12 protein-coding genes are annotated in these 12,677 nt (G+C 46.0%); 2 read left to right on the top strand and 10 right to left on the bottom strand.

Translation table 11 applies throughout. The annotated features are described in order from the left end of the window. Positions 1–161 precede the first annotated feature (161 nt). On the top strand, positions 162–497 hold the full coding sequence (locus tag APB76_RS12450) for a Grx4 family monothiol glutaredoxin (RefSeq protein WP_049843544.1): 336 nt from the start codon (positions 162–164) through the stop codon (positions 495–497). Between the two features lie 109 nt (positions 498–606). After that, entirely contained in the window at positions 607–2,580 is a 1,974-nt protein-coding gene (locus APB76_RS12445; RefSeq protein WP_054961507.1) for a DNA topoisomerase III, read from the top strand. Between the two features lie 27 nt (positions 2,581–2,607). Here APB76_RS12445 and APB76_RS12440 read toward each other — a convergent pair whose 3' ends face one another. From APB76_RS12440 to APB76_RS12395, 10 genes are all read right to left on the bottom strand, one after another. Continuing rightward, complete coding sequence (locus APB76_RS12440) at positions 2,608–3,564, bottom strand: DUF3080 domain-containing protein (protein ID WP_237767903.1); 957 nt, start codon at positions 3,562–3,564, stop codon at positions 2,608–2,610. A 22-nt stretch (positions 3,565–3,586) separates the two neighbouring features. Then, positions 3,587–4,399: a helix-turn-helix transcriptional regulator gene (locus APB76_RS12435; RefSeq protein ID WP_054961509.1), complete on the bottom strand. Its 813-nt coding sequence runs from the start codon at positions 4,397–4,399 to the stop codon at positions 3,587–3,589. Between the two features lie 16 nt (positions 4,400–4,415). Further along, entirely contained in the window at positions 4,416–4,964 is a 549-nt protein-coding gene (locus APB76_RS12430) for a YbhB/YbcL family Raf kinase inhibitor-like protein (RefSeq protein WP_054961510.1), read from the bottom strand. Positions 4,965–5,139: 175 nt separating this feature from the next. Further along, a complete protein-coding gene (locus APB76_RS12425) occupies positions 5,140–5,820 on the bottom strand; it encodes an SDR family oxidoreductase (RefSeq protein WP_054961511.1) in 681 nt (226 codons plus the stop codon). A gap of 50 nt (positions 5,821–5,870) precedes the next feature. Next, positions 5,871–6,890, bottom strand: coding sequence for a substrate-binding domain-containing protein (locus tag APB76_RS12420; RefSeq protein WP_054961679.1), 1,020 nt, complete (start codon positions 6,888–6,890; stop codon positions 5,871–5,873). Positions 6,891–7,019: 129 nt separating this feature from the next. Further along, complete coding sequence (locus APB76_RS12415; RefSeq protein WP_049843549.1) at positions 7,020–8,114, bottom strand: ABC transporter ATP-binding protein; 1,095 nt, start codon at positions 8,112–8,114, stop codon at positions 7,020–7,022. Next, on the bottom strand, positions 8,114–9,463 hold the full coding sequence (locus tag APB76_RS12410; RefSeq protein ID WP_049843550.1) for a GH1 family beta-glucosidase: 1,350 nt from the start codon (positions 9,461–9,463) through the stop codon (positions 8,114–8,116). The genes APB76_RS12415 and APB76_RS12410 overlap by 1 nt, the downstream gene beginning before the upstream one ends. Positions 9,464–9,479: 16 nt before the next feature. Then, positions 9,480–10,361: a carbohydrate ABC transporter permease gene (locus tag APB76_RS12405; protein ID WP_004748472.1), complete on the bottom strand. Its 882-nt coding sequence runs from the start codon at positions 10,359–10,361 to the stop codon at positions 9,480–9,482. A gap of 1 nt (position 10,362) precedes the next feature. Further along, positions 10,363–11,352, bottom strand: a complete 990-nt coding sequence (locus APB76_RS12400) for a carbohydrate ABC transporter permease (RefSeq protein ID WP_008077977.1) — start codon at positions 11,350–11,352, stop codon at positions 10,363–10,365. Positions 11,353–11,414: 62 nt separating this feature from the next. Next, positions 11,415–12,659 carry an ABC transporter substrate-binding protein gene (locus APB76_RS12395; RefSeq protein ID WP_054961512.1) on the bottom strand — a complete coding sequence of 415 codons (1,245 nt, stop codon included), beginning with the start codon at positions 12,657–12,659 and terminating at the stop codon, positions 11,415–11,417. Between the last annotated feature and the right edge of the window lie 18 nt (positions 12,660–12,677).

The following is a 12,677-nucleotide window of genomic DNA, read 5'->3' as shown; positions in this document are numbered from 1 at the left end:
ATTAAAAGCTTGGCCGCAGCATTTCTATATGAAAATTTTCTATCAGCTTAATCTCTTAAATCGTTTAAAGGATATAACCTTATACATAATAGGCTTTTTATTCTGTGCTAATGGTTTAGAATATCCGGATTACTTGCCGTAACTCCATCTAAGAGGAAGCAATGGAAACTATCGATAAAATCAAACAACAAATCGCAGAAAACTCGATCCTTCTGTATATGAAAGGCTCGCCTAAACTACCTAGCTGCGGTTTCTCTTCACAAGCGGCGCAAGCACTAATGGCTTGTGGTGAGAAATTTGCCTATGTAGATATCCTGCAAAACCCAGACATTCGTGCAGAGCTGCCTGCTTACGCACAGTGGCCAACCTTCCCACAGCTTTGGGTTGAAGGTGAGCTAGTCGGTGGTTGTGACATTATCATCGAAATGTTCCAAAAGGGTGAACTTCAGCCACTTGTCAAAGAAGCGGCTGAACGTGCAGGAACCAGCGAAGAGTAATCTGCACTATATGAATATGACAAATACTGTTTAAATTTACAGTTTTTCTTGATTTGTAAGGGCCACATTCGATAATGTGGCCCTTATTGTATCTGTCTTGCCCTATTTTATGTCTCGTCTCTTTATTGCTGAAAAACCAAGCCTTGGCCGCGCAATTGCCGCTGCGCTGCCCGGACCAAAGAAAAATGACCAAGGCTTTATTCGTTGCGGTAATGGCGATATTGTCACTTGGTGCATTGGACACTTGTTGGAGCAAGTCGAACCAGACGCTTATGATGAGCGCTATAAAAAGTGGAATCTAGCTGACTTGCCAATTGTCCCGGAACAATGGCAGTTAAGACCTCGCAAGTCCTCCAGTAAGCAACTCACTGTAGTAAGAAAACTGCTAAAAGAGTCGCAGCAAGTCATTCATGCCGGAGACCCTGATAGAGAAGGGCAATTGCTGGTGGATGAGGTACTCGATTACTGTAAGGTAAGCAAAACTAAAAAAGAAGCGACCCAGCGTTTGCTGATTAGCGATTTGAACTTGCCAGCGGTCAAGCGCGCCTTAAATCAAATGCGCAGCAACCGTGAATTTGTTCCGCTGTCTGTTTCTGCTTTAGCGCGGTCTAGAGCAGACTGGTTGTATGGTATGAATATGTCTCGCGCCTATACGCTACTTGGACAGAAGGCTGGCTATCAAGGCGTCTTGTCGGTAGGTCGAGTACAAACTCCAGTGCTTGGCTTAGTGGTGCGCCGTGATGAAGATATAGAGAACTTTATCCCTCGTGATTATTTTACTCTTCACGCCCTCATCCCGTATCAAGATGGCTCAAGCGCGTTTGATATACGCGCTCGTTGGAAACCGAGTGACGCGTGTAAACCATGGCAAGACGAAGAGGGGAGAGTCCTCAATCGTAAGCTGGTGGAAAATGTCGCAAACCGAATAGCCAACCAACCAGCAAAAGTCGTTGAGTCGGAGCATAAGAAAACCAAGCAATCAGCGCCACTGCCATATTCGTTATCTGCTCTACAAATTGATGCTGCAAAGCGATTTGGTATGAGTGCGCAGCAGGTGCTTGATACTTGTCAGTCGTTGTATGAAAAGCACAAGCTGATCACCTACCCACGTTCTGATTGTCGCTATTTACCGATGGAGCATTATTCCCAAGCGAGTAGCGTTTGTGATGCGATTGGTAACAATGCCAAGGAGCTTGGCAGTGCAGTATCAGGGGCGAATCTGAGCCTTAAATCCAAAGCATGGAATGATAAAAAAGTCGATGCTCACCATGCGATTATCCCGACGCCGAAAAAGACTTCAGTGAATGGGCTGTCTGGCAATGAGATGAAGATTTATCAGCAGATTGCGCGCCAATATTTGATGCAGTTCTATCCGGCGGCAGTGTATGCAGAAGCCAAGCTGGTATTTGATATCGCAGGAGGAACCTTCATTGCCAAGGGGCGTCAGCTTGTATCGGCAGGCTGGAAAGAACTGATGGGTAAAGTTGATGATGAAGACGCAAGTGTTGATGCGGTTCCTCCTTTACCTGAAGGGAGCGTTCTAACCTGCCGAGAAGGTGAGATTAAAGACCGTAAGACAGAGCCTCCGAAACATTTTACTGAAGCGACATTACTTCAGGCGATGACGGGGATTGCCCGTTTTGTGGAAGACAAAGAGCTGAAAAAAATACTCAAAGAGACCGATGGCTTAGGGACAGAAGCGACGCGTGCAGGCATCCTTGATACTCTGTTTAAGCGCCAATTATTGCAGCGCCAAGGCAAGTCTATTCTCAGTACACCTGCTGGAAGAGGCTTGATTCATGCACTGCCATCTGAATCGACCTTTCCAGATATGACAGCAAATTGGGAACACCAGTTGCAGGGTATGGCGGAGCGTAACCAAGCCTATCAACCTTTTATGCACGAACTCCAGCAGCGAATTGATGGTTTGATGCATCAAGTTCGTAGCGGAGAGGTTCCTGAGTCTTTACGTCACCTACCTAAAGTAGAGCGCCCGGCATACAAGCGCAAAAAAGGTGGCTATCGTAAGAAATCTTCCGCCAAGTCAACATCTAAAAAGTCTTATACCAATCGGGATAAATAGGTGTTCAGATAGTTATACTGCTTGGTATCAACCTACTTTGCGCCCACAGCGTTTAAATAGTTGTTGCCAATAATCGACATGACGGCGTATAGCTTGACGAAACTCCACATGGTGCTTCTTTAGTGGGTACACATAGCTATGAATGTTTGGCTTGGGGTCAAGCAGACTTAGGTTTGATGACAGGGTCTGATAGTAGCCGTCGAGTTGAGCCATATAGGGTTGCACTTTACCCACAAATTGCTGTTCAAAGACATTGTTTAGATATTTGAACTTAGTGCTATCACGATTTGTCGCGCAAATGATGCGATGGTCATATTCTGAGAGTTGTCGAGTGACCTGGTTTAGTTTAGTGGTTGCCATCGCAAGAGAGTAATTTAGGTCACCAACAATTGGGCTTTTCTCTAGTACTTCTTGTACCTCAATGACTTGGCTGTTTGAGCTGTAAGAGGCGAGCTGCAAAACCTTTAGGGCTTGACTGACTTCCAGAACCGTTTGACCAAGATTGGCCTCCAACCACTGATAGCCCTGTAACTGTTTTTGCATCGTATCACTGGCGAACACCAAGTTCCATTGGTGCAGCGACAGTTGAGGTCGCTTTTTCTGCTCAATATCTGCTAGTTTTAGCGTGAGCTCTTGGTCTAATTTGTCACTATTTAAACAGCGAGATAAGCCGTCTAGTAAAGCACGTTGATAGTCGTAGTTACGAAACTCATCGGCAACCTTACCTAAAACGGAGTTCTTCTCCGCAATCAGATTGAATAGACCGCACTGCCGTAATTGATAACTCTCGAGTAAACCGATAGAGACTGGCGGTATTTCGACGTATAAATCGCGTTTTCGTGGCAGGTTGGTGTAACTGTCAGACTCTTTGCCTACCTCAGGTGCGTCTTGTACTCGAGCAACGCGAGTCAGGTAATCGTCAAAAAAAATACTTGGGCTATCCGCTTGGCAGGCTGTTAGCGCGAACAAAGTGGGTATGAGCATGAGTGAATGCGCTCTTACCATGTTAATGCTCTACTAGACTCTGTGAGGGTTCAGCATTGCTGCGAATTGTTCGCATATAATCAGTTGGTGTCAAACCAAACTTAGAGCGAAAGCGCTGGCTGAAGCGTTGCTCAGACTTATAACCGCACATATAAGCTAGTTGCAGTACACTCCATGACTGTGCTTGCATTAAGCTAAGGGCGTGATTAAGTCTTACATCACTGAGAACTTCTCTGTATTGAAGCCCTTCTTTCTTCAGTCGGCGAAGGCAGGTTGCTCGACTAATCGCAAAATGGCTGGCCACCTCCTCTAAAGAGTGAGCTTCGCTGGGTGAAAGTGAGAGATATCGAGTAAGTTGCTCGCGAAAGGAAGCCTGTTGGTTTATGAACAGATGATGGAGAACGCCACGTTCAGCCAGTAGCTGATACAAGGGGGCAAGCCAAAGATGTTGAGTGTCGGTGCTCATGTGTGACAAGTCGAGGGAATAGAGTACATTTAGTGTCTGTTCAATAGCCTTATCTTTTTCTATCCAGGGTAGGTCCTCTGCCCTCATTTTTTGCTGACTAAGTTGAATCAAGTCTTGTTTTGGTGGGGAATGAAAGCTAAACATCCGTGAGAGAAAAGCGCCTTGCTCAGGAAGGTTTTCGAAGCTAAAACGCGATGAACCCTCACAAAGCAGTAGTTTTGTCGAAGACAGAGCGATAGTGCTATCACTCTGAAATAGCCGTTTACTGCCCGAAATGATTTGAATAATGCTTGGAGAGTGAATCGTCACATTGCGCAGTTTTTGTGAATGCTGAGCTCTAAATGTTGCAATTTGATATACGTGATTCATCACTTCTCCTGACTGTTTAACGGGTGTATGTTGCGGTCAAGGTTGCTTTGTCTAATGCAATACTATTAAGGGTAAACCCAACGACAGCAGCTGGTGTGTTTTTATCGAGTCCGAGTTTTGCTTTTGGCAGAGCCCACACTGTAAATTGGTAACGGTGCATACCGTCTGCAACAGGAGGACATGCACCTCCAAATCCAGCAGAACCATAATCTATACTAACTTCCTGACCACCAAGCTCAGTGATGTTTACACCTCTTGGCAGTTGAGTTGTTTTCACTGGAACATCTAATGCAATCCAATGCCAAAAGCCGCTTTCTGTTGGCGCATCAGGATCGTAGGCCGTAATTGCAAAGCTTTTTGTACCTTCCGGGATATCCTTCCAACTCAGTTGAGGCGATAAGTTATCTCCTGTGCACCCCCAACCGGAATATTCAAAGGTCTTAGCCATCGGATGGCCTTCTTGAATGTCATCACTATAGATTTGAAGTGCACTAGCTACGCCAGAAAAAGCGATGCTAGCAATAGATAGTATTGTGAAACCAAGTTGTTGTTTGATCGTCTTCATTGTGACTTTCCTTATTTTTAATCTGTTTATCTAATAGCGTTAAGCCAATTCAGATTAAGGAAAGAACAGCAATTTTAATCAACAAAAAGTATCAAATTTGTCTTAAAGCGTAGTTCATTTGATACTTAGTGTTTTTGGGAATTTTTATTAAACCAGTAAGTGGTTCACGTGTGGATTACCAAGGTAAACGATCACCATTGTAGTTAATAAACTCACCAGAACATGCTTGATCTGTTTGTTCAATCACTTTGATTAAACCCTTTGCGGAAGTGTCGGTATCAATCAACGCATTAGGCCCGCCCATTTCAGTTTGTACCCAGCCTGGGTGAAGTGCTAACACGGTAAAACCTTCAGCTGTCAGATCGTTGCTTAAGCTTTTGACTACAGAGTTGAGGGCCGCTTTTGACGAGCGGTAAATGTAGCCACCACCTGAAGTATTCTCAGTCATGCTGCCGACTTTAGACGAGAGGCAAGCAATTTTCTTTAGCTGTCCTTTTTGCAGGTTAGGGTATAAAGTCTCCACCAGTTTCAACGGTGCAATGGTGTTGATTTCAAGCACTTTTCGCCATTCATCAACATCGGTGTTACCAAAGCCATAACCTTTCGGCCCGTAGTAGCCTGCGTTGTTGATTAGCAGATCGATAGCAGGTAGCGCGTTAGCAAATTCACTCAGTCCTTGGTAATCCGTTACATCTAATGGGTGACAGGTTAGGTTGTTCCCTTCCAACTCCAGAAGCTCCGGCGAACTACTCTCTGAACGATAAGTTGCGTGAACTTGCCAGCCTTGAGCAAGATAGTTTTTCGCTAAGCTTAATCCTATACCACGGTTAGCTCCGGTGATTAGAACAGTTTTCATAGCAAGTCCTTTAGATATTCTCAGAGTGTTTGTTGAAGAATATCAGAAAGCTAGCGGTAAAGGGACTTGGTCGATTGCCTGATAATAAGCTCGATAGGTGGCAGGCGAACTTCATGTCTATTGCCACTTAACAAGTTAAGAATTGACTCAGCACAGACAACACCGACTTCTTCAACGGGTTGACGCATCGTGGTGAGCGCAGGGGTAAAGTAAAATGAGGTCGGAAGATCATCAAAGCCTACCACTGAGATATCTTCTGGTACTCGATAACCGTGGTCATGCAGGGCTTTTATCGCCCCATAGGCTGTTTGGTCATTGGCAGCGAAAATGGCGCTGAAGTGACTCTTAGATTCAATCAATTCCTTAGTCAGTTGATAGCCACATTCACTGCTGAAGTCGCCTTGTTTAATCAGTTTTGGCTGAACCTTGATTCCTGCCTCTTGCAAAGCTTTCTTGTAGCCGACAAAGCGTGCGACCGCGTCTGGTTGGTTGAGCAGGCCTTTAATATGGGCAATGTTTAAGTGACCTTGTTGAAGTAGGTGCAAGGTCGCCATGTAACCACCAAGTACGTTATCGATGTTAACGCAGCGCACGCGATCGCCAATCACATCATAGCCAACGGCGACAACAGGGATGTTTTCTGCATATTCAAGGATTTGCTTCTCTGTGAGGCTGCCAGTGACAATGATGACGCCATCGACATTACTTTTAGACAAGTAGTCTAGAGCATGTGATTCAAGTTTGTTTTTCCAGTGTCCGGTCGCGATAACCAGAGAGTAGCCTTGTGCATTGAGGACTTTCTCCATGTCATTCAGAATACGGCTCGTATGCGGGCTTTCGGGGTTTTGCACCAGAACGCCGATGGTCATGGAACGCGTGTTGCTGCCCTGATTCATGGTGTAGTTAGGCTTATAGCCCAGTGTTTTTATTGCTTGCTCAATGTTGTAACTTTTTTCATCAGAGACGTAAGTTGTCCGATTGAGAAAACGTGAAACAGTACTGGGTGAGACGCCAGCAAGTTTGGCGACATCATAGATAGAGGGGGATTTATTCTTCTTTTTTGATTTCATCGAACCAACAACAAAGCAAGCCAAATACTGAATATAGAAAACACCCAGTCAGAGCTCAATACAGCTGATAGGGAAGTGAGAGGTCTATTAATCAGCCGATGCTAAGTGAGCATCGGCTTACTCATGCTATTAGAAGGTGGCCAGTGAATTTTCACTCAAGGCATCAAACAGATGAACCGCATCTAAATCGAGATACAGAGTCAGTTCACTGACATCAACTTCCGCCGCTTGTGTTTCTACCATCAGTGGTTGCCCCGCAATTTCGGTTTTTAGCAGTATGCTTGCGCCTAGCAGTTCTTTGTCCTTGATCTTGACCGGCAGTGGCAAAACTCGATCGTGGTCCACCTGTTCGGCACGCAGATGGATATCCGTTGGCCTAACACCGAAGTGAAGTGCCAGATTTTTAGAGGCATGCGCGTGGAAACGCTGTGGAAGCGGGATGCGAACATCACCAAGCTCTATCTGCCAATTGCCTTCATCGCCAACTAATTGTGCGTCAAGCATGTTCATCGATGGGTTACCAATGAACTGGGCAACAAACTTATTAGCAGGCTGCTGGAACACTTGTGTTGGTGTGCCCACCTGTGCGACATAGCCATCTTTAAGAATGACAATACGATCAGCAAGTGTCATGGCTTCTATTTGGTCATGGGTGACGTAGATAGTGGTTGTTTGTAGTTCTCGATGAAGCTGCTTGATCTCTTCGCGCATGGTACCACGCAGCTTAGCATCTAAGTTTGAAAGTGGCTCATCAAACAAGAATACTTTAGGTGTACGGACCATAGCTCGACCCATTGCAACTCGCTGACGCTGTCCACCAGAAAGTTCTTTAGGTTTGCGATCTAGAAGTGGCTCTAGTTCCAACATTTTTGCTGCTTTACGCACTTCAACATCAATCTGGCTTTTTGCCATGCCTTTGAGCTTGAGAGCAAAGGCGATATTTTCGTATACCGTCATATGTGGGTAAAGTGCATAGCTCTGGAATACCATCGCTAAGTCTCTATCTTTAGCATCGATTTTATTCATCAGCTTATCGCCAACAAGTATCTCGCCAGCAGTGATGCTTTCTAGGCCAGCCAGCATGCGCAGCGTGGTTGACTTGCCGCAACCAGATGGACCGAGGAAAACCACAAACTCACCATCGTTGACGGTGAAATCGAAGTGTTTCACTACCTCGACATCGTCGTAAGACTTCTTAATGTTTTTGAATTCAACTTTAGCCATTACACATTCTCCTCTCGGCGCTCAAGTAGCATGTTACGGTAAGCAATGGCGCTCTGTTTTAGCGTACGTTTTTGGGTTTCATACTCAACGTGCACAATACCGAAACGCTGCTTGTAACCAAATGCCCACTCGAAGTTATCCATTAGGCTCCATGCGAAGTAGCCTTGTACGTTGACACCAGATTTAATAGCGCTGTCCACCGCTTCTAAGTGTGCTTGGAAATAGTTAACACGTTGGGTGTCATTCACTTCACCATTGATACAATCGTCTTCTCCTGCAGCCCCATTTTCAGTGATGTAAAGTGGCGGCAGGTTGTCGTAACGGTCGTTAAGACGGAGTAGTAGATCAGTGAGTGCTTGTGGGTAGATCTCCCAGCCGATAAAGGTATGTTCATTTTCTGACTGAGGCACGTCTTTGATATCACCATTTTCATCAAAGCGAACTACGCAGCGGGTGTAGAAGTTAATACCGATAAAGTCCAAGTCGGTGCGGATAATGTCGAGATCGCCCTCTAAGATCATCGGCATATTGTGAGATTGACGCTCAAGAACTAACTGCGGATATTCGCCTTTCAGTACTGGGTCCATAAACCAGTGGAAACCTTCTGCATCTGAATACTCGGCAGCAGCCACATCGCTATCGTTTAATGGGTATGCTGGTGTGGCATTGAACACACAACCATGCATGGCGTTAGGGGCATTCTTACGCATGTGAGGAATCGCTAAGCCATGAGCTAGCATTAGGTGGTGAGCCGACAAAAAGCCCTCGCGTTCGCCCTTAATACCCGGCGCATGGATTCCCCAACGATAACCTAGATACGAAGAGCAAAACGGTTCGTTAAGCGTAGCGTAGGAGTCGATTTTATCGCCGAAGTACTCACTGACTATGTTAGCGTACTGCTCAAATTTGTAAGCGGTTTCTCGGTTCAGCCAGCCCCCTTTATCTTCAAGGTACTGAGGGAGGTCCCAGTGATAGAGGGTGACAAAGACTTTTAAACCCCGCGCGTGACATTCATCGATGATCTGTTCATAGAACTTTAGCCCTTCTTGATTGACAACACCGTCTTGAGGAATGATGCGTGGCCATGCCATAGACAGTCGGTATGCGTCGACACCTAGCCCTTGAATCATCTCAATGTCTTGTTTCCAAAGATGGAAATGGTCACAGGCAACATCGCCGTTGTCTGCGTTATCTACTGCACCTGGTTTATTGCAGAAGGTGTCCCAGATAGATGGGCTTCGTCCACCAAGTTGAGCACCACCCTCAATCTGATAAGAAGACGTGGCGACGCCAAACAAGAATTCTGGGCTGCGTAATTTAGAATCAGTAGGAAGTTGGAATTTATTCATTGTTATTTAAACCTTTTTAGCCTTTAACAGCGCCTGACGTCAGGCCGCTAATCATTTGTTTCGACGCGAATAGATAAGTGACAACCAGTGGAAGAATCGAAATGGTTGTACCTAGCATGACCGCTCCCCAAGGGGTATTTGGGATACCTTGGACGCTGCGTAGCGCTTGGGTAATGACATAGTTTTCTGGAGTAGTGAGTACAACCAGAGGCTGCATAAACATGTTCCAGAAGAAAACGAATTGAACGATAGCAAGTGTTGCTAGAGCGGGTTTCATCAGTGGTAGAACAACACTCCAGTAGGTTCTAAACTCGCCTGCTCCATCGAGCTTAGCCGCTTCTAACAACTCCTTTGGGACTGACGCAACCACATGCTGTCGCATCAGGAAAATACCAAATGGTGTAGTGGTAAACGGCAGCCACACAGCTAGATGGTTATCGAGCAAGCCAAGGAATTTGACGATCATGAAGTAGGGGATCAAACTGAGCACTGGTGGGATCATCATCGAGCCGACCAACATACCAAACAGCAAGGTTTTGCCTTTGAACTTGTAGACAGCAAACGCATAGCCACCCATGCTACAAAACAGCAATGAAATCGTAGTGCCCAAAAACGCGATGTAGATTGAGTTAAACATCGCTTGCCAGAATGGCATTATTTCCAATAGCTTGGCGTAGTTAACCGCTAAGCTGTCGCCGATAGCGAAGCTGATCCCAGAGCCAAAGATCTCCGTTCTATCACGCGTGGATAGCAGTGCAGACCACAGGAAAGGGAACACGGTCATAATCGCAGAAACGATCAGGACTACAGCAAGTAATGCCATCAGCAGCTTGGTAAATATCTCTAGGCTACGATCACTTGGTCGCCAGCGAGGAGAAGTTATCGAGTTTGTCGTCATCTTATTGCTCTCCCAGACCTTTTTTACCGAAGAAGAAGAATTGAATTGCGGTACAGCCAGCAATCAACATAAACAGCAGCCAAGAGATCGCTGAAGCGGTGCCCATCTCAAGCCATTCCCAACCCACTTTGTACAAGTACATTGAGATGGTTAAGCCAGATTGGCCGGTACCACCCGTGCCACGTGTTAACACAAACGGTTCTTCAAACAACTGCAGGTTGCCGATGATGGTCATGGTGACTGCAAAGAAGATAAATGGACGAATCATAGGTAGTGAAATACTCCAGAAGCGGCGCCAAGCGTTAGCACCATCCATACGGGCGGCTTCAAGAATATCCTTTGGAATTGTCATCAAACCGGTTGTGTAGAGCACAATGTTGAAGCCGGTGTATTTCCAGAACACCATAATTGCGATAGACGGTTTCACCATGGTGGCGTCATCAAGCCAACGGATTGGTTGGTAGTCATTTACCCAAGCAAATGCCCAGCCAAACAAAGAGCTATCCGCTAATGCCATCAAGCTTTGGTTAATGATTCCTGAGTTGGGCGAATACATGTTGAAAAAGATCAGTGATGCTGCAACCGTCGAGGTAATGAAAGGCAGAAAATACGCGGATGTTAGCCAGTGGCGAAGACGATCACTCATCGAGACCAAAATGTAGGCAACGGGCAGAGCGACTAAGTGCTGTGCCACACCTGACGTAATCGCAAGCCAGAGTGTGTTTTTTAATGAGCGCCACAACCAAGGGTCGGTTAGGGCAATGTGGTAGTTCTCTAGCCCCACATAGTCCATAGCGCCAAGGCCTTCGACCGGGTTCCACTCATGAAAAGAGAGATAGATAGAAAAAAGCAGTGGGAAAATCCCAAATACCGAGAAAATAATCAAAAACGGCAGTAGGAATCCATACGGTGTAAGCGCTTTCAAACTCAGGCGAGAAAAAAGGCTTTCGCGTTGTGATGTTTCCATAACCTTGCTCGCTGCATGATTCATAGTAACGACCTCTAGTCAGGAAGGCGCTGTACGCCTTCCTTTCTTACCAAATATGTAACCAATTAAAGATTGCGTGTACGACGCTTAATCATGCGTTCTGCTTCTTTGAGTGCAGTTTTGATGTCTTTACCTTCATCAAGCACTTCCATCAGAGCATTTTCTAAGATTATCGAGCGAGCAACGTGGTCACCTTTAGCCGGAGCGACAGGCTTGATGTTTTTCGCCACATCAGCAAACAGCAAACGGGCTTTTTGACCGCCGAGGAATTCCACTTCCTCTTGGAACAAAGCGTCATCGTAGGTTTGGGTGTTGGCTGGGAATGCCGCAATGGTTTCAAAGTGCTTAAGTTGAATATCACGACGCGTTGTCATGTATTCAATCAGTTTCCACGCTTCATCTTGGTGTTTTGACTGAGTTGGAATTGAGAGGAAAGATCCCCCCCAGCTACCATAGATACCATCTGGTAGGTGAGAAACGCCCCAATTACCTGCGGTTTCAGGTGCGATCCAGTTATTGAGGTGACCAAGCAGCCATGCACCAGACAATTGAGTGGCAAAGGTGCCATTGCGGAAACCTTCATACCATTCGTTTGACCACGCTAAGATTCGCGCATCTAAGCCTTTTTCACGGATCTCTTTGGCTACTTCGAAAGCATGCACAAAGCGCTCAGAGGTGACCACAGGGTTACCGTCTGCATCGAAGTAGAGCCCTTCTCCTTCAGGCACTGTGGTGAAGATAATCGCTTGGGCAACGTCGGCCGCAGAAGCAATCAGGTAAACGTCTTTTTTCTTCAGCTCCTCACCCGCTTTGATGTAAGAATCCCAGTCTTTGATCGCTTGGTTTACATCAATGCCTGCTTTAGCAAACACATCACTGCGGTAGTACATCACTCCTGGGCCTAGGTCGACAGGCATACCATAAACATCGCCGTCGGCACCTTTACCTTGTGCCCAAGCATAAGGAGCAAAACTCTCGGCAAACTTATCGGCACCATAGTTTTCAGATAGGTTAACTAAGCCGCCAGAAGCGACAAAAGGGCCAATCTTTTCAACATCAACGACAATAACATCGCCTGCACCTGAGCCTGTCGCAAGGTTAGTGGTCAGTTTGGTGTGGTGGTCGCCATGATTGTTCATCAGGTAATCGACCTTGATTCCCGTCTCTTTTTCGAAGTCAGGCAGCAGAACCTTGAGGCTGCTATCGAAGTCTGGGAAGCCGTCAAAGCGAATGTTTGAATCGGCGGCGTTGACTGTCGTAGCAAGTCCAAGTGCGGTGACAGTGGCAAGCGTCAAAGTTTTTAGTTTCATCTTCTTGTCCTTAAATGA

This window comes from Vibrio bivalvicida (assembly GCF_001399455.2).
GTDB classification, from domain to species: domain Bacteria; phylum Pseudomonadota; class Gammaproteobacteria; order Enterobacterales; family Vibrionaceae; genus Vibrio; species Vibrio bivalvicida.
The sequence above is the reverse complement of the archived record's forward strand: the minus strand, read 5'-3'. Positions and strand labels throughout refer to the sequence as shown.